The following is a 19507-nucleotide window of genomic DNA, read 5'->3' as shown; positions in this document are numbered from 1 at the left end:
CCGAGCGGCCAAAGGGATCAGACTGTAAATCTGACGGCTCTGCCTTCGAAGGTTCGAATCCTTCTCCCTCCACCATCCTTCAGACAACCCGGCCTCGCGCCGGGTTTTCGCTTTTCTGGATAGAATCCATATGGCGCTGTCAGATCTGACAATTGCCCTCCCCGCACTTTTTAGAAACAGTGGAGCCTCATGTCGCAAGGAGTGCACACAGATGTTTGAAATCTGGGATGAAACGGGTCGCGAGCACGGGCTGACACTGCCCGAGCTGCAACTGCGGCTGCGGGATTACCAGGGAGACGTGATGGTGCGCTACCTCAACCGCCTCGGCCTGCCAAGCACCCTCTTCCTGACCATCCGCCAGGGATGCGCCTATCAGCGCTTCAAGGCGGGTTCCCCCATGCTCGACTGGTCCTGGCTTGCCCAGGCCATGCACGCAGTGCCGGAACAGCCGGCCCAGCAGATTATGGCATCCCGCTAAGACACCTCAGAGTCCGGCAAGGATCACCTCCAGCTCACCGGCGATCCGCTCAAGCAGCTCCCTGAACTCCACCAGCTCGGCATCGCACTCTCTCGCTCCCTGCCTCCTGATTTTCTCCTCCAGTTGCCAGGCCCGCATCGCGAGATCATCAACCATCATCATGGAAATGGTGCCCGCCTGGCGATGCACCCAGTCAGCCAGCGCCTTGTCGTCCTCCTGCACCTGTGCGAGAGACTGCGCTAGCTCCTCGCAAAACTGGCGCAGCATCTGCGCTAAGGATTCACCCGTCCCGAACAGGCGCTGCAACGCGGCCAGGTCTAGCAGATCGGAGGGAGGCAGGATATGCCATTTAGCCAGCATGCTACGCAGCCCCTCCAGCAGCACGGGTTTGCCAAGCACATCGTTCATCCCGGCGGCCAGGCAATGCTGCGCCTGCTCCGGCATCACATTGGCGGTCATGGCAATGATGGGAAGGGAGGCCAGGTCCCGGGTGGCGCGCACCCTGCGGGTAAAGTCGTAGCCATCCATCACCGGCATCTGGCAATCGCACAGAATGAGCTCATATGGCTGCTGCTCCAGCATGAGGAGTGCCTGCCCACCATGTTCAGCCAGATCGCACCCCAGCTTCAGCTGTCTGAGTTGACGCCGGATCAGGGTCTGGTTGAGGGGATTGTCTTCCACCACCAGCACACGAGCGGGCAGCGGCAGGGAGGTCTCTGTCAGGGGCGAAGCCGCAGGCAAGGGCGCCACCTCACCCAGGCCGAGATGAAGATGACAAACCTCCCGCACCGCCTGCCAGGTCAGGGGGTTGCTGTTGAGCCAGTAGACTCCGTCTCGCCGTTGATAACCCAGCACATTGCCAAGGGGTGCAATGCAGATGCCGTTGCCCGGCAGATCACGCGCCTCGCCGAAGACGAGATCGGCCCCTCCCGGTTCCCCCCACATCTGCACTCCCAGTGACAACAGGTGCTGGCGCAGGGTATGACGCAACCTCTCATCATCCACGGCCAGGAAGGCCCGCAATCCAGCCAAAAGAGAATCACACTCCCTCTGCCGTTCTAGCTCAAGGGTGACTGAAAAGCCGATGGAGGTCCCCACCCCGGGAGCACTCTCCAGCCTGAGCGTCCCCCCCATCAACTCCGCCAGGGTATGGCTGATGCTGAGCCCAAGCCCGGTGCCACCATGATTACGGGTGGTGGCACCATCGGCCTGTTCAAACGCATTGAAAATGCGGGCCTGCACCTCGGCACTCATGCCGATGCCGGTGTCCTGTACCCCGAATAGCAGCCGCTGTTCACCGGTACTCTGCCACTCCTGGCTTATCGACAGCTCGATAAAACCACGCTCGGTGAACTTGACCGCATTGCTCACCAGATTGAACAAGACTTGCTTGAGCCTGAGTACATCCCCGTTGAAACGCGCCCCCACCTCATCATCCACCCGCAGATAGATTTGCAGCCCCTTGCGCTCCACCTCGCTGCTGATCATGGTGAGCACATTGTCGGCCAGCTCCCGCAGCAGGAAGGAGGTGGGCGCCAGCTGCATCTTGCCCGCATCCAGTTTGGCGTAATCCAGCACATTGCCGATGAGCTGCAGCAGCCCCTCAGCCCCCTGGTTGATGATGGCGACCATCTGGCGCTGCTCGAGATCCAGCGGGGTAAAACTCAACTGCTCCGCCATGCCGAGGATGCCGTTCATGGGGGTGCGGATCTCATGGCTCATGGTCGCCAGAAACTCGGCTTTCTTGCTGGCAGCCCGCTCCGCCAACTCCTTCGCATGGGCAAGTGCCGCCTCCACCTCGCGGCGGCGCCTTATCTCCCGATGCAGACGCCAGTAGGCGATGCTGAGGATGAGGATAGCAAGTAGGACGCCGGCCCCGATGGGGATCAGGGTGCGCAGCAGCTTCTGCCACGGGATACCTTCGCTGTAGTTCAAGGCCAGCCAGGTATTGCGGATCTGCTGTTTATCCTTGTCGCTCATGCTCGCCAGCACCCGGTTGATCAGGGGCAGCAGGGGAGCATAGGACTCGCGCACCGCCACCACCAGTTCGTCCCGTAACGGGGTGGGGGCGACTATATGCAGGTTGTCGCCGAAGCGCTCATCAATCACCCGGGAGAGCACGGCCAGGTTGCCAACATAGGCATCCCCGCGACCGGCGGCCACCATCGCCAGCCCCTCCTCAGGGCCGGACACCACAGTCATCCTGACTTGGGGGATCCGCTCCTTCAATTCAGCCACCAGCATACGATCGGTCACGATCAGCTGTTTGTCCGCCAGCTCGGCAAAGCCCCCTATGCTGTGGTTGCCCCGCGTGGTGGCGATGACCAAGGGGAAGGAGGCTATAGGCTGGCTCACCTGCCAGCCGGTGAGCCGCTGGCTGACGCGAAGGGGCAACACTATCAGATCCATTTCCTGATGGAGCAAGGCCTGCAGCAAGTTAGTTCGACTTGGATTCGTCCGGTAGCGATAAGCCAAACCCAGTTTTTCCTTGAACAAGCCGAGGTAGTCGCCAATAAAGCCGTTCACCTGGCCCTGGCTCCCCGTAAAGGAGAAGGGAGCCCAGCCATCCAGCAGACCGACTCGGAGCGGGGGCAACTGAGCGAGCCATTCTCGCTCATCCGGTCGCAGCAAGAAGCCACTATGGCCTTGAAAGCTCAAGCGGTTATCCCCCAACCAGCGCTGCTCAAGCGCAGTTCGTTCCTCCACCGTCAGCGCCTGGATAGCGGTATCGAGCCTTACCCCCAGACTGGATTTATGCCTGCTGATGCCCAGATGGAGGCTCTCCATCAAGAGAGGGGACTGGGCCACCACCGCCAGATCCGGATGCTTCGCGATGAACTCGTTGGTGACATGCAGGTTGCCAATATAGGCATCGGCCTTCCGCTCCAGCACCGCGTTCAGGGCAGAATTGGAATCGGAAAACAGGATACGGGAGACCGACGGATAGTGCAGCCGGACCAGCTTGTCCGTCAGAAACCCGACCTCAATGGCAATTCTGGCCTGGCTCAGCCCACTGACATCCCGAAATAGGGGACTATCGTGGCGAACCACGACCACGGTCGGGGAGGAATAGTAGGGGCGGCTGTAGGAGATACACTTGCGCTCTTCTGAGCGAAAGGCATCCAGCAAAATATCGACATCGCCGCGACAGCTCGCCTTATATAAATGACGCCAGTCCGGATAGACTTTCCATTCTATGCGATAGTCAAGATTCTTGGCCAATAAGGCCATCAGCTCCACACTGAAGCCGCTGCCATTATGACCATCCCATTGCTGAAATGGCCCCCAGCCCCCCTTCAGCACCCCCACATTTATCACTTGCAAAGGGAGCTTGCTGGCAGCATTAGCAGAGTGGCAATATAGGATGAAATTAACTAGCAGCGCGAAAGTGGCAAATCTAAATAAAATCGATGGGTAACACCTCATCCTGTCAGCAAGCAGGGAAACATATTTCATTTTATTGCTCGGAAAAAATCGGCACACAAAGTATTATATAATCCACATGTTTAACACCCAAAATATTATTCATTGATTTATATGAGGCTCAATCATGTCTTTCAAAATCATTCTCGCCGATGATCATCCATTGATACTGGCCGGAATCCGCAGCCTCATTACCCAGAGCCACATCGGTTGCGATATTGTTGCCGAAGCCCATCAGGTTTCTGAACTATTGAAAACATTGCAGCAACATGACTGCGATCTGCTGATCACCGATTTCAGCATGCCGGGTGATAAACGCTGCGATGGTCTGGCCATGATCCAGCAATTGCGACGGGAATATCCCGAGCTACCCATTATCGTGCTGACCCAGATACACAATGCCGGGATCCTGCAGTCGCTGATTCAATCAGGGGTGAGTGGGATCATTCTCAAAAAGGCCGTGCTCAATGAGTTGACGGACGCCATTCGCCAAATCAAGACAGGCCGGCACTACATAGGCAACTCGGTCAACACCGTGCTGGCCGAGGCCGGGTTGCTTCACCAGCCCCCCGCGGTACAGCTCACTCCCAGGGAGAACGAAGTGGTACGCCTGCTGGCCAGCGGCATGTCGGTCACTCAGGTGGCGGAGTACCTCAATCGCAGCGTCAAGACCATCAGCACCCAGAAAAAGAGCGCCATGCTGCGGCTCGGCCTGCAAAGCGATAGCGCCCTGTTTCACTATGCAAGAGAGATGGGACTGTAATAAAGGTTAATTGAAGGCCACATCGATGATGATGGTGATATCACCTTTATAGGTACTGCCTGGGTATTTCATCATCTCTTGCACGGATTTCTTTTCCACGATGAATCTGAATGGTCGATTAATGTTAGACAATACTTTATGGTATGCATATATATCAGTTTTGCCAGCATAGACAGGCCATTCCTGATTTCGAATACCGGTGCCATACACCTTGACTGGTACTTTATGGTCACTCTTGTCACTCTTTATCTGACAGCCATCCCCTCGCACATTCAAATATTGGCAACTCAGGCTGACACGATAAGGAACTGCGACCCAGAAGCGCGCCGGCAGCACCGCATCCAGATAATCAGGGGTACGATAAATCCAGTGAAACCAACCTCCTGGGGGCTGCAAGACGACGCGATTCCCGCCAGCCGGAAAATCAACCTTGATCTGATGGCGAACCTTGATGGTGAAATGCACGGTCAGCTGAGTGTCTGTATAATTTCCGGCGCCGAAATCGAAGTCCAGGTTATGTCCTATGGATAATGTCAGCTTGCCGGTATATGTGCCATTTTCCATCGCCAGTGGATTGGGGGCTTTCAATTTATACCCGAGATATATCGAACTGACATTGAGATCCTTGCCTACAGAGCCAGCGTTTTGTCCATGGCAGCGGCCACCGGATGCGCGGGTGGACTCTTTGACGTTGCGATAGACGAAGAGAGACGAGCTGTTCTTCCATGTACTGGCGTAAGCACAATCCCCTTTTTCCGAGATAGTGGTGTCTGCAGGCACCGAGCCCATATTCATCTCGGAGCCGACCGCCGTCACGATAAATTTGAGGGTGTATGATGCGCCTCCGCCCTGCTTGACCAGGGTCACGTCACGGGCGCCCGGGAAACCGAGATAGTGCACCCCCTCCCGGCTGTCGCCGCTCTCCTTCACCTTTCGCTTGATATTGGCATCGAACCGAACGGCCTGGGGCGTCTCCACAGTGGCCGTGGTGCTGCACCAGAAACCGGGCGCGTCCGGAAATTGGGTGCAGGGGGTAGTGTTGATAAACTTGGCTCCCCCCGCTTCATAGGCCGCCGGGTTATATTCCGCCGTCACATTCAGGGTGGCGCCCTGGGCGGCCCCCCCGAACAACAGGGCCAGCCACCACCACTGCATCATCTTTACTCTCATCTTCGACTCCTGTTTGAGGGCCTATTGGCTGGCCCAAATCTCGGGGCTGCATACCAGCTCTCCCAGCAACAACAGATCCTGCTGCCGTTCGCTACGGGCCGTATCCAGCGCCAGATCGCACTGCTGCGCACCATGGAATTCCACCTGCAAGCTGGGGTTTCGCTCGCTCATCTCCACCGCAAAGAAGCCGTCGGCCTCGCTGACGGTACGTCCCGCGTGGTTGACCACCATGGCCCCCTTGAGCGGCGTTCCTTGGCCATCCAGCAGGCGACCTATCACTGTCACCGTCTTCATCACCCGCACCCTGTGATAGGCCACCCCCCCCTTGTTGAGGTGATAGGGCAGCAGGTTGGGGCGAATGGTCACCGACGGCGACTCGGCACCCGCCATGTCCAGCTGCACGGCCCCCCCGCGATAGGCGGTGACCGGCACCAGATTGCGGCCGGGCCTCAGCATCACATTCCCCCCCTGATCGTCATAGGCGCGCAGGGCCAGATCGGGAATGTCGGACTCCAGATCCACTATCATGCCCGCCTCATATCCCTGAGATTGACCGGTCAGGGTCAGGCTGCCCTCATCGCCAAAGGCCAGGGTGCTATCGAGGTTGAGCCCGCCGCTCAGGGCCCGGTTGAAGGAAGAAGAGAGCAGGTGGGCGTCGCCACTGGCGAGTGCCCCCTGAAAGCGGGCATGGCCCGCCATCCCGACCCCATAGCTATCTGTGGTCAGGTTGGCCCCGACACTTTGCAAGGTGCCCCACTCCAGCCACTGCTGGTAACCGAGGGAGGCATTGCGCTCCTGCCCACCGGAGCGGGAGGTCCGGCTGCCAATGCCGATGGCAAGCTGGCTGCGCTCTCCCCCCAGGTTCATGCTCAGGGAGAGCATGCCACCCCTGTCCCGCGTATTGTCGGTGCTGATGCTGCCCGGGCGGTCGAACACCGTCAGGTTCCAGCTCACCCCCTGGCCGAGCAGTTCGCCGTTGTAACGCCAGCCCAGATCGGCCCCCACTCCCTGCCCCTCCCGATGCACCAGATAGAGGTTGGCGGAATGGTGCTCATCGAGCCGCTGCTGCAACGACAGGTTGCTCTGGGCAAGGTCACGCACCTCCCCCTCCCGCAGCCCCTGATAGTGCTGCTGCTGATGGCTGAGCACCAGGCTGCCATCCCCATAGTGATAAAGCGCCTGCAGATCGAAGCCGGTACCCACTCCCTGAGTCGCCATCAGGTTGCCAAACAGCCTCCACTGGTTGCCTGGGCTCCAGTCCGCCGAAAGACCATGCTGCCAGAGCTGGTCTATGTACTGGCTGGACGCCCCCAGGATCACCGAGGGGGTGAGCAGGTGGTTGAGCATGACGCCGCCACTCATGCTCTCGGGGCGCTTCTCGTCCCAGTCGCTGAGCAGCAGGGTCTGCTGACCCAGAAACAGGTTGAAGCGCCAGGCCTCCTCCGGGTTTCGCCAGTTACCTGGTTTGTAGATCATCTCCCGCCGCCGCTCGGTGACCTGGCCATCTTCCAGCACCCGCAGCTCCACCTCGTAGATGCCGGTGGGCAGCACCCAGGTATCCAGGGCCTGCAGCCCCGAGCCCACCTGCTGGGAGTTGATGAGCAAGCCATCCTTGTAGATTTCCACTATGCCGGGCCGACTCGGGGTGACATAGATCGGCACTGTGCTGGCCTTGCCCTGCTCCACCAGCAGGGTGTCCGAATCCCCCAGCATGACCCCGAGCACGGTCGGCGTACCGCCGCCAAACTGGGCGGGTTGGCGCACCAACCCCTGGGCATAGGGGGAGAAATAGCCCAGCCGGTAGAAGCGTCCCTCACCCTCATGCTCGGCATAGAATTGTTGCACATGGTGCTGGGCAGGCTGGCCGGAAAACTGGCTCAGCTCCCCTTCCAGCAAGGGGGTCCACTGGCCGAGGCTGCCTCGGGCCGTCAGGTTGTAGCGGCCGCTGCGCTGCTCTTCCTCCCCCAGGGTCAGGTTCAGCTGATGGCGCATCAGGGCGCCATAGCTGCCCGCGGCAGGCACCTGGTGGTAGCGGGCCTGTTGTGATCCGCTCTCCACCCGGGTAGTCAGCACCGAGAGCTGGGAGTTCTCCAGACTGTACTCCAGGGCCAGCACGCCATTGGCGCACTCACCCTGGCACGGACCCAGACGGTGAGGCTCGGCCAGCACCTCGACCCAGCGCTGCCGTGTACGCTCGTCCAGCTCACTCTCATGGCCGTCGGTCAGGGTCAGCAGTTGTACGCTAGTGTCTTTGCCCAGCACTATCTCACCCTCCCCCAGCAGTTGCCCATCGACAAGGATGCGCACCATCAGTGGGACGTCGAAGAAGTGATCGGCAAAACCATCAGGCAAGTCCTGGGCTTGTTGCATTACATCGAGAGGCTGGGCGGTACGACTCTCAGTCGCCCAGAGAGGCTGGCCAAGTACAGCCAGCGCCAACAATAAAGAGAAACAGGGCACGGAACATCTCACTCTTGGCATCAGCACAAACAAAAAGGCCCCCCAAAACAGGGGGCCATTTTCATCCCGGTCATGGAGCTGCGGGAGGAGTTGCAGGCACCCGCGGCGCCTCCGATTCGAACATCATGTTCACCACCCCTTGATAGTTACCTGGCTTATAACCAGCTACGGGGGCATCAGCGGGGATCACTTCCAGTCCCAGCAACTTGCCGGTCTTGGCATCCTCTGCCTTCATCACCTCGACGGAGGTGGTCGACAGGGCGACACCACCTACCTTGACGGTCAGGGGAATGTTGTCGTTGCCGCTGGCCATCACGGCCGGGTTGGTCAGGTAGCCTGTGATGGCGCCTATGGTGCTCTTGGCATCCAGCTGCTTGCTCAGCGTGTCCAGCTTCTTGGTGTAGGGGTTGTAGGCCAGCTTCTGCGGTGCGCTCATCCAGTTGTCACCACCGGTCGGCTGCACATAGAAGGCCTCGCTCGGGATCTGGGCGGTCACTGTGACCTGATGTTCAATGCGTTCTGCCGCCATCAGATGGGCCGATACCAGCATCGCCAGGGGCGCGACAATCCATACTTTCATTACTCTCTCCTCGGTCATAAACAAGAAACATCAGTGTCCAATCACCATGTTTCTACTCTGGTCACCCTCAATCAGCACAAAGCGATAGAGGTGATCTTTCTTTTTCATCAGTTGCTTCTTCATGTTCGGCAACAGATGAATTTTTCCTGGTGTTGAACAGTTTTTTGCCCGTCCATCACACTCCTCGAAAAAGTCCAGCACTATGGTGGCATTGCCGTTATTCACGACAGTGGTCATGATGTCGGTCTTTATCAATTTCGTATCAAAGCGGGTCTCTTTTGGCATGACAAAAATAATGGCGCCAAATCCCGTCAATATATTTACGCCGGCAGAGACTTGTTGCTGGCCATTAATACTCTGGTCATCCATATCGAATCCGTCCTCTTTCCTGGGCAGCACGGGAATAAAGCGAACCCTGAAATAGCGCTCTTTGTCTCGCACCCCCATATAGAGCAAACGGGTTGCCTGTACCCCTTTAGCCGGAATGATCAGGCGCGACGGGCTGGCGATCAGGGCCCGGTTGCCTTCGGTCAGCTCCGCTGACTCACGGGGCTGGCCGGCACCGTCGTAGGTTATTTCGTGAATGGCCACCTTGACGAAGGCGGTGGTATCGCCCTGATTTCGGATCCGCTTCAAATAGGTTCCCTGTTGACCAGCCATATAATCAAAAAGGGTGCCTACGCTGATTTCTGCCGATGCCAATACGTTGCCGCTGAGCATCAGCAACAAAATAAAAAATATGTTTCTCATCTTTATTCCAGACTGATTTTATTACGGCGCTATTCTTTCTTGAAAGAGCTATTAACGAGCCCTTCGGATATCACTGGGGCAAGTTTATGGAGCCTGCCGGGAGATGTTAATCGGAATAATCCTACATTGAACTTCAGGCAACGGCCTTGTTATCAGACAATTCCTACATCGGCTGGATGACTGCGCCCTGTATTATGAACAGCCCCCCATCTCCGTCAGGTGAGAGCCATGTTTGCGTTCAAAGAAGAGTATCCCGTGAGTGCCATGGTCAGCATGGCGGATATCGTCGTCCCCTTTTATCAGCCCATCATCGGCCAGGATCGTCAGGTCAAGGGGTATGAGGTGCTGGCCAGGCGCTGGGATGCCGGCAACCAGGGTTATCAGAGCATCGATTTTGCCGCCCTCGGCGAGGATGATGCCCTGCACCTGGATATCGTCATGCTCAGGGCCATCATGCGCGATCTGCCCGTGCTCACCCAAAAAGGCCCCTATGCACTCTCCATCAACCTCAATCCGGCGCTCTCCAGCCCCACCTACCGCAATCTGCTGTTGCTGGTGCTGCTCCAGGCCCGCAAGCTGGGGATCGACATCTGGTTCGAGGTGCTGGAGCACGTCAGGATCAAACACCAGCACAGGGAGATGATCGAGGTGTTGCGGGCCCATGGCGCCCACATCGCCTGTGACGACTTCGGCTCCCTGGCGTGCAATTTCCAGCGCCTGATGATGCTTCCCTACGAGATCGTGAAGCTGGATCGCTCCCTGCTGCTTCAGGCTGCGCGCAGCACCCACGCCCTCAACATGCTGACGGGTCTGGTGAAATACCTGCAACGACTCGGCATGGCCGTGGTGTGCGAAGGGGTGGAGACCCAGGCCCATATCGAGGTGGCGAACCGGCTGGGCTGCGACTACCAGCAGGGCTACGCCTACGCCATTCCCTCCCCTCTCTCCCGCTGGTCCTAGGCGCCCTGGCCACCATCAAGCAGGCCCGGACCTGATTGCCTGCTCACCCCGCCGTTCTCCTCTTCCCGCACTGTGAATGGACTCACACTTTGGCTCATTCAGAGCCTATTTCAGACCCGCGTCTCTATAATGGGCCCGCCTGGGCCTCTTCGCTGCCCTGGCATAACCTGTTGATGCTACGGAATATTACAATGAAAAATATCAGCAAATCCCTACTGGCCGCTGCCATTTCCCTCGGATTGATGGCAGGCTGTAACAGCCAAAATGACTCCGAGACCCCGACCCCCATGGTTCGCTTCGCTACCTTCAACCTCTCCTTCGATCGCACCGCCGCCGGTATGCTCGCCGGTGAACTGGCCCTCAGTCGCACCGAGCAGGACGCCCTGCTGGCGCGCCTCGCCGACGGCACCTTGAGCGGCGCCCAGAAGACCAAGGCCCTCGACGTGCAGCAGATCCGCAACATCGCCGAAATCATCCAGCGCACCCGGCCGGACGTGTTGCTGCTGAGCGAATTCGACAATGACGGCAAGGGCAGCGACACCACGGACCTCAAAGCCTTCAACGACAACTACCTGGCCCATGCCCAGCACGACGAGGTGAAGGCCATCAGCTACCCGGTGCTGCAGAACTTCGCCACCAACACCGGCCTGATGAGCGGCCATGACCTCAACCTGGACGGCAAGGTCAACAACGGGCCGGACGACGCCTGGGGCTTTGGCAACTACCACGGCCAGTACGCCTTCGCCGTGATGTCCCAGTACCCCATCGATACCAAGCAGATCCGCACCTTCCAGACATTCAAGTGGAAGGACATGCCGGGCGAAGTGAATCCCGTCATCGACGACTGCAACAATGCCAAGGCGCCGATCCCGGCCGGCCGCCAGTGCGGCGATGCCTGGTATGACGACGCCGCCTGGCAGGCATTCCCGCTCTCGTCCAAGAACCACGCCGACGTGCCGGTGCGCATCAAGCGCGGCAACAAGGAGGATGTGATCCACTTCCTCATCTCCCACCCGACTCCACCCATCTTCGGCAATGCGGCGCGCCACAACGTCAAGCACAACCGGGCAGAAGTCGCCTTCTGGCAGGACTACGTGGAGACCGCCAGCTACATGGTGGATGACGCCGGCAAGGCGGGTGGCTTGGCCGAGGGCGCCAGGTTCGTCATCGCCGGTGATCTCAACGCCGATCCCCAGATTGGCGATGGGGATCTCACCGCCATTCAGGATCTGCACAACCATGTGCTGGTCAACCAGGCCATCACCAACGGCGCCCTGATCCCGGTCAGCCAGGGCGGCCCCGAGTGCCTCGCCAGCCAGCCGGATCAGTGCAAACGCAACAACAACCGCCCCACCCCGGAGCGCATCACCAGCAGCAGCGGCCTGCAGCTCGACCACGTGCTGCCCTCCGCCAACCTGAACGCGGTCGCCTCCGGCGTGTTCTGGCCGGCCAGCTTCGAGCCGGGCTACCACCTGGTGTATGACGCCAAGCTTGGCATCGCCAAGGGGGTCAGTTCGGATCACCGCCTGGTGTGGGTCGACGTCACACTGTGACAGTGACGCAGAGCAGACAAGCAACGGGGCCCGCAGGCCCCGTTTTCATTGGTTTGTCATACCAGCTTCTCCACCCTGGCCGGCAACCCCTGGCGGGCCGACGAGCCGATGGCCCAGTCTACCAGGGGATAGCGGCCATGGCGGCTGGGATCCAGCACCGCCAGATCGTTGAGGTTGACCCCGGCTCCGCGCAGCGGATTGGCGACCACTTTCTGGCCGTCTATCCAATGTTCCCGCGCCCCCAGCTCCTTGTGGCCGAAGCCGTGCTCGATGGCGATGGCATCGGCCTGCACCCCGGCCACGCACTCGGCCACCCCGATCACGCTGCCATCCGGGGTGCTGACCCGTACCCTGTCCCCGCTCTCGATGCCCAGCTGCGCCGCCGTCTGCACATTGAGCCGCACCCGGTTGCTGGGGTTCACCTGGCGCAGGCGATCCGAGCCGATGCTCATGGAGCTCATGGTGTGGGACTTGTAGCTGGTGAGCAGCAGCGGCCACTGGGCCGGCTTGAACGCCTCATTGAGCGGCGTCCCGTCCGCCAGCTGGGGGCGGAAGAAGCGCGGGGTACCACTCAGGAACTGCCCGCTCTGGCTGTGGCGGCGGCTGCCCACCTCGGGGTTCCACACCATCAGCGGCTTGGGCCAGCGCTTGCTCGGTTGACCCGCTTCGTCGCGCCCCTTGGCCGCCGGCTCGAAGCGCCCGCCACGGGCGAAGAGATAGGCGGCGCGGCCCGCCTCCTCCGCACTCAAAGTGGCATTCAGCACCGGCAGGATCCGCTCCACCCCGGACCAGGCGAGATCCTCAGGATCTATGGCGGGCACCGGCTCGCCGAGATAGGCGACGTTGGCCGCGCCGTAGAGGGAGAAGTCCGCCGCCCGGTTCAAACCGTGCAACTTGCCGTCCGCCCCTTTGAGCGCCCCCTCGCCAAAGCCCGGCAACCCCAGCCGTTTGGCCACCGCGATGAAGAAGGACTCCATACAGACAGGATCCCCCTCGGCGGTCTTGGCGACACGGGGCTCCACGATGGGCCAGCGGCCGGTGGAGACCTTGGTCATCACCCCGTGCCAGGCGGTGGCCCAACCCCAGGACTCGTAGGTCAGGGTGTCCGGCACCAGGTAGTCCGACAGCGCCGACGACTCGTTGATGAAGCTGTCGATGCTGACAATGAGCGGCAGCACGGCAGGATCCTTGAGCTCTTCGCCTATGGCCTTGCTGAGCCCGGCCTGGCCGTAGAGGGGGTTACCCATGTGATTGAACCAGGCCTTGAGCCGGTAGGGATAGCCGTTCACCGCCGCAGTCAGGTGTTCGCCGAGCAGTGGGCCGGAGAGCGGGAACCAGGGCTCTTGCGCCGGATAGGGATTCTGGCCCGCCTCGCGCTTGCGCCGATACTCAGAGGTCTTCTCGTAGGGGAACTTGGAGCGCGACAGGAAGACCCCGGCGGGTTTGACCATGCCGGGGAAGCTCGCCAGATCGTAGCGCGGCCCCGTCCCGAAGGGATCGAACTTGCCGCCACTCGCCACGGCGCCGCCCCTTGCGTTCAAGTTCCCTACCATGACGTTGAGCATCATGATGGCCCAAGCCGAGTAGAAGCCGTTGGCGCTCATGGTGCCGCCGTGGGAGACCACCGCCGCGCGGGTGCCGTGGCTCGTGAACTCCCGCGCCAGCGCCTCGATATCGCTCACTGGTACGGCGCACTCGGCGCTGTATTGCGCGAGGGAGTGCTCCCGGCACGCCTCGGCCAGCAGCTGGAAGCTACTCTTGACCACGAACTCCCCCTTGGGGCCCTGAATGAGGCGATCCACCCAGAGGTTGGCCCGCTCACACTGGCCGGCGGGTCTCGGCTCGCCGCTGCTCGCCTCCTCTACCAGCATGGCGTCCCCCTCCCCATAGGCTTCCCCCTCAAAGGGCAAGCCGAGATCGCTGGCCCGCAACATCTGGCCGAAGCGCGGGTGGGACTCGTCGCAGACAACCAAATGGCTGGCGTTGCAAAAACCGCGATAGCCGGCCCGCTCGGCGGCGGCAGCATGGGGTGCCGTCAGGAAGGGCTCGGCGTAGCGTTGGTTATCGATGATCCAGCGCAGCATGGCCAGGGCCAGCGCCGAGTCGGTGGCGGGGCGGATGGGCAGCCAGCGGTTGGCGGGGGCGGAGGGCATGTTCACCGTGTTGGGCAGGCTGGGGGCCACCACCACGTAGGAGAACGGCTTGCCCGGTCGCGCCCGGTTCGCCGCCAGCTGGCGGGATTGGCGCTTGAAGGGGTTGCCCGATTGCTGGGGCGAGGTGCCCATGAACAGCAGGAAGTCGCTCTCGTCCCAGTCCGGCTTGAGATGGGCGTTCTTCTCCAGATCGTCCAGCAGGGCGCCGGCCCCGACCCGGAACGACAGGCCGCAGTAAGCGCCGTGGTTGGCGAAGTTGCGGGTGCCAAAGCTGTTGAAGGTGAAGCGCTTGATGAAGTGATCCCGCCCCTCGTCCGAGGCGTTGCTCACCAGCAGCTGGTTGGCCCTGGGGCCGTACTCCGGGTTGGCCGGGTCGAGCGGCTCGGCGAGGTTGCGAATGGCCCGCAGCCCATCGACCTGGCCCTCGCCAAACAGATCGCCCCCCTCCACCACCTCGGCCACCAGCTGCTCGAAGGGGATGCTCTGCCAGCGGCCGCTGCCACGGGGCCCCACCCGCTTGAGACAACGGGTGACTCGCTGCGGGCTGTCGAGCTGCTCGAGCATGGCGTTGCCCCGGGCGCAGGCGGTGGAGCGCCCGTCCAGCCCCCCTTCCTGGTAGCCGCTGGTAGCGAGCAGCGCCTGCTTGACCGGGGTCTTGAAGTCGATGTGATGGCGGGCGGAGAGGGGGTGATAGGGGTTGCCCAGGATCCGCACTATCTGGTCGCGCTCGTTGTCGATGCGGGCCCGCACTCCGCACAGGGTCCAGCAGCCGAGGCACATGGTGTTGGCAACCCGCTGGGCCGGGTTGGGATGCAACGCCCCCTGCTCATCGACCCGGTACTCCACGGCCAGCGAGTTGCCATGGATGGGATCCCGGGTCGGCTGGCCCGAGCTGCCGGTGGCAAGACCACTCGCCACCTGCTTGAGGGTGTCGCTGTAACCGGCGACGAACAATCCGGTGCCGCCGGCGATGGCGGCGCCCTTGAGAAACTTGCGTTTGCTGTGATCCATCAGAGTGCCTCGCGTGCAAAAGTTGTGGATGCCTTGATGGCAGAGGAAGCAGAGGGGTGCACCAGCTCCGAGAGGGCCACCAGCAGGGCCACCAGCAGACCGAAGGTGCCGAGAATGCCGAGCACACCGGCCGGGCCCCAGGCGATTTCATAGAGGTAGACGCCGGCCCCGTACTTGGGGGCGAGCTGCCCCTGAATGAGCAGCAGCCAACGCAGGCCCCACACCAGGTGCAGTCCCAGCAGCGCCAGCCCCCAGAGTGCCAGGCGGGCAGAGATCCTTCGCTGGATCAGCATCAGCAGGCCAGCCAGCCCCAGGGTCAGCAACAGCCAGTGGGCCGCCAGCCGCCAGCTCGGGTCGAGCCGATAGAGGGCCGCGGCCTCTGCCGCCGAGGCGCCGCCAAGCAGGGCCCAGCCCAGCAGGGAGAGCGCCAGCAGGCTCAAGGTCCAGCCACTCTGGCGCAGCAGGGCCGACTCGGTCTGGGCACCCCAGCCCGTCAGCAAGCGGTTGAGCAGCAGCAGAGCACTCTGGGCCCCCAGCACCGCGCTCAGGGTCAGCAGCCAGGGCAACCAGGGGGTATGCCAGAGTGGACGCGCCGCCACCGCCATGGTCTCGAGCCCGGTGTAGAGGGCGATGCTGAGCCCGCTCAGGGCCGCCAGCAGGGAGAGGGGCCGCAGCCAAACGTGCCCCGACCAGCTTCCCAGGCAGAGCAGCCGGGCAAGGCGGGCTATCTTGTCCCCTTCTGCACCGCGCCGGGCCAGGGCTGGCCTTAGCAGCAGCCAGCCGAACAGCATGGAGAGCAGGCTGAACAGCGGTAGCAGATAGGCGCCATACCACATGACGGAACCAAAGCGCGCCTGGGCGTAAAAATGCCAGGCCCGGGCCGGCTGGTGCAGATCCGCGGTCAGGGCAATGGGAGCCACCAGGCCGGCCGCCACCATCAGCACCGCCGCCAGGGTCTGCAGCCGCGGGTCCGGCGCTTTGCGCCACAGCTCAAACGCGCCGAGCCAGAGGGCTCCGTAGGCGAGGCCGATGAGGAAGAAATATTGCACCGCCCAGGGCAGCCAGGTGATGGGCTGAGCCGGGGCCAGCAGTTCGTTAATGACCATGGGCTATCTCCTTGCCATCGTCGGTGAGCAGGGTGCGCAGGGCCGGGTTGCCGTCGACCTTGCTGACGAAGGCCTCGTCCATGCCGAGATAAAAGACCCGCGGCTGGGTATTGGCCTCGGGCTTGAGCACCTTGAGCGCCGGCTCGTGTTCGCGCAGCAAGCGGCTTATCCGGCTCTTGGGATCGTTCAAGTCGCCTATGATGCGCGCCTCGCCGACACAGCTCTCGACGCAGGCGGGCAAGAGCCCCGCCTCCAGCCGATGGGCACAGAAGGTGCACTTGTCGGCGGTGTTGGTCTCGTGGTTGATGAAGCGGGCATCATAGGGGCAGGCCTGCACGCAGTAGCCGCAGCCGACGCACCAGTCGTTGTTGACCACGACGATGCCGTCATCGCGCTGGAAGGTGGCGCCGGTGGGGCAGACATCGAGGCAGGCGGGCTCGGCGCAGTGGTTGCACAGCCTCGGCAGCATCAAGAGGGAGGCGGGAGCCTCGAGGGCCGCCACATCGCTCACCTCGTACTGGCTCACCGTGGTGCGAAACTGGCCGAGTGGAGGCTGGTTTTCGATGGTGCAGGCCACGGTGCAGGCCTGACAGCCGACGCAGCGGCGCAGGTCGATCAGCATGCCGTAACGCTTGCGCCCGTCCCCCCGGCTGATGGCCGCCCGCCCGTTGCGGGGAGCGGGAACGGACTGCGCCTGAACCTGGGTGACGGGGATCAGGGCCGCCCCTGCGGTGAGGGCGGCGATCCCGGATAACAATCGGCGCTTGCTGGGCTCCATGGCGTCTTTCCTTCTGCTGAGCTGGCTTGAAAGGGGTTGGGCCGATTGTCCTCAACGCAGGAAGTCGCCTCTATTGTGGTTTTCCACATACCGGGAGCCGGGTTGATCCAGCGCAATAAAAAATGCCCCAGCCCTGCTGAACTGTGACCGGGGCGGCGTTTGCCGCTCCTCCCGGCCCCGTTCGCGTGCAAGCGCACGTCCCGGTGATAGACTGCCCCCTTTACACCGAGAGGAGAGCCCCCTGCACGCCCCAGTTCCCTTGCCCCTGCTCAGCCTGCTGCTCTGGCTCGCCCTGTCAGCCCTGCCGCTGCGGGTGCAGGCCGCCCCGCCCCCCTCTTCGCCAGCGCCAGTCCGACAGGAATCCGCCCCATCCCAGGCCACGCCGGTGCAGACCATGGCAGAGCCGATACGCATCGGCGTGCTGGCAACCCGCGGCCCGGCCCTGGCCAGAGCCCAGTGGCAACCGCTGTTGCGCTGGCTCGCGCAGCGCGTGCCCGACCATCGCTTCGTGCTGCATCCGCTGGGGCTCGATGAACTGGCCGAGGCCGTCGCCCGCGAGCACCTCGATTTCGTCATCACCAACCCGGGCCAGTCGGTGAGTCTGGCGCGCCAGTACCCACTGGCCTGGCTCGCCACCCTCAAGAGCCCGGCCGGGGGGGACAATCTCGCCATCGGCGCCGCCCTGGTGGTGCCTGCCCAGGCCCCCTACCGACACTGGCGTGACCTCGAGGGGCAAGCGGTCGCTGCCGTCTCGGAGAACGCCTTCGGCGGCTACCTCGCCTATCGTTTCGAGGCGGGCGAACAGGGAGTTCGGCTGGAACGCTTCTTCTCCACCGTGCAGTTCACCGGCTTTCCGCTGGACCGGCTCATCGAGCGGCTGGCGGCAGGGGAGGTGGCCGCCGCCATCGTACCGGTGTGTCAGCTGGAGCGCATGGAGCGGGAGGGCAAGGTCGCGGAGGGAGCGTTTCGGGTGCTGGACGATCAGGCGCCGGCCGGCTTTGGTTGCCAGAGCTCGACCCGGCTCTACCCCAACTGGTCCTTCGCCAAGACAGAGCGGGCCTCCCCCGCGCTGGCGCTGGCGGTGACCCGCGCGCTGTACGATCTGCCCGCTGATAGCGAGGCGGCCATCGCCGCCGATTCGGCGGGCTGGACCGTGCCCACCAGCGAGCTCGCGATTGACCGCCTGCTCAAGGCGCTGGATCGCCACCCGCTGCAGGGCCCCTGGTGGCAAGCGGCCTGGCACTGGCTGCGCCAGCATCAGCAGTGGGGCTGGGGTGCCCTGGCGCTGGTACTGCTGCTGGGGGGCCACCACCTGCTGCTGCAATACCTGTTCAACCGCAGCCAGCGCCGGCTGCTCAAAGCCCGCCACCAGCTCGAACAGAAGGGACGCCAGCTGGCACAGGCCAGACGGCTCGCTGAACTCGGCGAGCTGGGCGCCAACGTGGCCCACGAGATCAATCAGCCCCTCAGCGCCATCGCCAACTACAGCCAGGGAGCCTTGTTGCGACTGGACAAATTGGCACAGGATCCGGCCCAGTCTGCCGCCCAGGCCTCCCTGCGCCAGGCCCTGGAGCAGATAGGGCTCCAGGTCCAGCGCATCACCCAGACCGTCAACCGGCTCAGAGCCAGGCTGCAAAAGCGCCCTCCCCGCGTCGCGCCTTGCGACCTGCCCACCCTGGTGGCGGAGTTGCGCCCCCTGCTGGAGCAGATGCTGGCGCCCCTCGACGTCGCCTTCACCCTGCACTGGCGGGGCCAGCCACGCCCGTTACCTCTGGACGGCACCGGGATGGAGCAGTTGCTGGTCAACCTCATCAAGAATGGCGCCGAGAGTGCAGCGAAGAGAGCGGCGCAGAGGGCAGCTAAGAGTGCGCGCCCCGCTGTTCACTCCCCTGCTCACCCCACTACGCAAACACCGGCACAGGCGCCTGCCCGGGTCGAGCTGCTGATCGCCTTCGAGGCACAGAGGTTGCTGCTGGAGATCCGCGACAACGGCGCCGGCCTGAGGGTCCCCGCCACCGAACTGCAGCAGGCGTTTTACAGCGACAAGCCGGATGGCATGGGGCTGGGGCTCGCCATCTGCCGGGAGGTGGTCGAGAGCCATCGCGGCCAGTTCAGTCTGGAGAACCTGAGCCCCCACGGCTGCCTGGCCCGGGTCATCCTGCCCGTGCCGCCACCCGAGGATCCCGCCTCAGCCCCCCCCCCCCCCCCCCCCCCCCCCCCGGCACCGAGCGGCCGCCCCCCCCCCCCCCCCCCCCCCCCCCCCCCCCCCCCCCCCCGCCCCCCCCCCCCCCCCCGCCCCCCCCCCCCCCCCCCCCCCCCCCC

13 protein-coding genes are annotated in these 19507 nt (G+C 62.6%); 5 read left to right on the top strand and 8 right to left on the bottom strand.

The features are described 5' to 3' along the window. Positions 1 to 211 precede the first annotated feature (211 nt). Positions 212 to 478 carry a hypothetical protein gene (locus ACVDHI_RS20695; RefSeq protein ID WP_201901513.1) on the top strand — a complete coding sequence of 89 codons (267 nt, stop codon included), beginning with the start codon at positions 212 to 214 and terminating at the stop codon, positions 476 to 478. Between the two features lie 6 nt (positions 479 to 484). On the opposite strand, the gene ACVDHI_RS20690 is transcribed toward ACVDHI_RS20695, so the two are convergent. Then, positions 485 to 3904: an ATP-binding protein gene (locus ACVDHI_RS20690; RefSeq protein ID WP_447212477.1), complete on the bottom strand. Its 3420-nt coding sequence runs from the start codon at positions 3902 to 3904 to the stop codon at positions 485 to 487. Positions 3905 to 4028: 124 nt separating this feature from the next. Between ACVDHI_RS20690 and ACVDHI_RS20685 the strand changes: the two genes are divergently transcribed. Beyond that, positions 4029 to 4664, top strand: coding sequence for a response regulator (locus tag ACVDHI_RS20685; RefSeq protein WP_201901515.1), 636 nt, complete (start codon positions 4029 to 4031; stop codon positions 4662 to 4664). Positions 4665 to 4670: 6 nt separating this feature from the next. On the opposite strand, the gene ACVDHI_RS20680 is transcribed toward ACVDHI_RS20685, so the two are convergent. From ACVDHI_RS20680 to ACVDHI_RS20665, 4 genes are all read right to left on the bottom strand, one after another. Continuing rightward, positions 4671 to 5834, bottom strand: coding sequence for a hypothetical protein (locus tag ACVDHI_RS20680; RefSeq protein WP_201901516.1), 1164 nt, complete (start codon positions 5832 to 5834; stop codon positions 4671 to 4673). A gap of 21 nt (positions 5835 to 5855) precedes the next feature. Continuing rightward, on the bottom strand, positions 5856 to 8204 hold the full coding sequence (locus ACVDHI_RS20675) for a CS1-pili formation C-terminal domain-containing protein (RefSeq protein WP_234916783.1): 2349 nt from the start codon (positions 8202 to 8204) through the stop codon (positions 5856 to 5858). A 160-nt stretch (positions 8205 to 8364) separates the two neighbouring features. Further along, positions 8365 to 8874 carry a CS1 type fimbrial major subunit gene (locus ACVDHI_RS20670; RefSeq protein WP_201901518.1) on the bottom strand — a complete coding sequence of 170 codons (510 nt, stop codon included), beginning with the start codon at positions 8872 to 8874 and terminating at the stop codon, positions 8365 to 8367. Positions 8875 to 8904: 30 nt separating this feature from the next. After that, positions 8905 to 9624, bottom strand: coding sequence for a hypothetical protein (locus tag ACVDHI_RS20665; RefSeq protein WP_447212476.1), 720 nt, complete (start codon positions 9622 to 9624; stop codon positions 8905 to 8907). A gap of 228 nt (positions 9625 to 9852) precedes the next feature. Here ACVDHI_RS20665 and ACVDHI_RS20660 point away from each other — a divergent pair, with 228 nt between their 5' ends. Then, positions 9853 to 10584: an EAL domain-containing protein gene (locus ACVDHI_RS20660; protein ID WP_447212475.1), complete on the top strand. Its 732-nt coding sequence runs from the start codon at positions 9853 to 9855 to the stop codon at positions 10582 to 10584. 191 nt (positions 10585 to 10775) lie between these two features. Continuing rightward, positions 10776 to 12137, top strand: a complete 1362-nt coding sequence (locus ACVDHI_RS20655) for an endonuclease/exonuclease/phosphatase family protein (RefSeq protein ID WP_447212474.1) — start codon at positions 10776 to 10778, stop codon at positions 12135 to 12137. Positions 12138 to 12193: 56 nt separating this feature from the next. Here the strand turns inward: ACVDHI_RS20655 and ACVDHI_RS20650 are convergent, their stop codons facing one another. The 3 genes from ACVDHI_RS20650 to dsrO are packed head-to-tail and all read right to left on the bottom strand — an operon-like array spanning position 12194 to position 17185. After that, entirely contained in the window at positions 12194 to 15301 is a 3108-nt protein-coding gene (locus tag ACVDHI_RS20650; RefSeq protein ID WP_447212473.1) for a molybdopterin dinucleotide binding domain-containing protein, read from the bottom strand. Continuing rightward, positions 15301 to 16407, bottom strand: coding sequence for an NrfD/PsrC family molybdoenzyme membrane anchor subunit (gene nrfD, locus ACVDHI_RS20645; RefSeq protein ID WP_447212472.1), 1107 nt, complete (start codon positions 16405 to 16407; stop codon positions 15301 to 15303). Before nrfD ends, ACVDHI_RS20650 begins: the two co-directional genes overlap by 1 nt. After that, complete coding sequence (gene dsrO / locus ACVDHI_RS20640) at positions 16397 to 17185, bottom strand: sulfate reduction electron transfer complex DsrMKJOP subunit DsrO (RefSeq protein ID WP_042649144.1); 789 nt, start codon at positions 17183 to 17185, stop codon at positions 16397 to 16399. The genes nrfD and dsrO overlap by 11 nt, the downstream gene beginning before the upstream one ends. Before the next feature lie 259 nt (positions 17186 to 17444). On the opposite strand from dsrO, the gene ACVDHI_RS20635 reads away from it, so the two are divergent. After that, positions 17445 to 19507, top strand: a 2063-nt coding sequence (locus ACVDHI_RS20635; protein ID WP_447212471.1) for a sensor histidine kinase, incomplete at its 3' end; no start/stop codon positions are given.

The sequence above is a fragment of the Aeromonas sp. 25-248 genome (assembly GCF_053005425.1).
Note: the sequence above shows the minus strand (reverse complement) of the source record. Positions and strands in the feature narration are given on the sequence as shown.

Bases quoted from the DNA above. Each gene is read 5' to 3' on its own strand.
- ACVDHI_RS20695 (WP_201901513.1), top strand. From the start codon at position 212: ATGTTTGAAATCTGGGATGAAACGGGTCGCGAGCACGGGCTGACACTG.
- ACVDHI_RS20690 (WP_447212477.1), bottom strand. From the start codon at position 3,904: ATGAGGTGTTACCCATCGATTTTATTTAGATTTGCCACTTTCGCGCTG.
- ACVDHI_RS20665 (WP_447212476.1), bottom strand. From the start codon at position 9,624: ATGAGAAACATATTTTTTATTTTGTTGCTGATGCTCAGCGGCAACGTA.
- ACVDHI_RS20685 (WP_201901515.1), top strand. From the start codon at position 4,029: ATGTCTTTCAAAATCATTCTCGCCGATGATCATCCATTGATACTGGCC.
- ACVDHI_RS20660 (WP_447212475.1), top strand. From the start codon at position 9,853: ATGTTTGCGTTCAAAGAAGAGTATCCCGTGAGTGCCATGGTCAGCATG.
- ACVDHI_RS20680 (WP_201901516.1), bottom strand. From the start codon at position 5,834: ATGAGAGTAAAGATGATGCAGTGGTGGTGGCTGGCCCTGTTGTTCGGG.
- ACVDHI_RS20675 (WP_234916783.1), bottom strand. From the start codon at position 8,204: ATGCAACAAGCCCAGGACTTGCCTGATGGTTTTGCCGATCACTTCTTC.
- ACVDHI_RS20655 (WP_447212474.1), top strand. From the start codon at position 10,776: ATGAAAAATATCAGCAAATCCCTACTGGCCGCTGCCATTTCCCTCGGA.
- ACVDHI_RS20670 (WP_201901518.1), bottom strand. From the start codon at position 8,874: ATGAAAGTATGGATTGTCGCGCCCCTGGCGATGCTGGTATCGGCCCAT.
- nrfD (WP_447212472.1), bottom strand. From the start codon at position 16,407: ATGGTCATTAACGAACTGCTGGCCCCGGCTCAGCCCATCACCTGGCTG.
- ACVDHI_RS20650 (WP_447212473.1), bottom strand. From the start codon at position 15,301: ATGGATCACAGCAAACGCAAGTTTCTCAAGGGCGCCGCCATCGCCGGC.
- dsrO (WP_042649144.1), bottom strand. From the start codon at position 17,185: ATGGAGCCCAGCAAGCGCCGATTGTTATCCGGGATCGCCGCCCTCACC.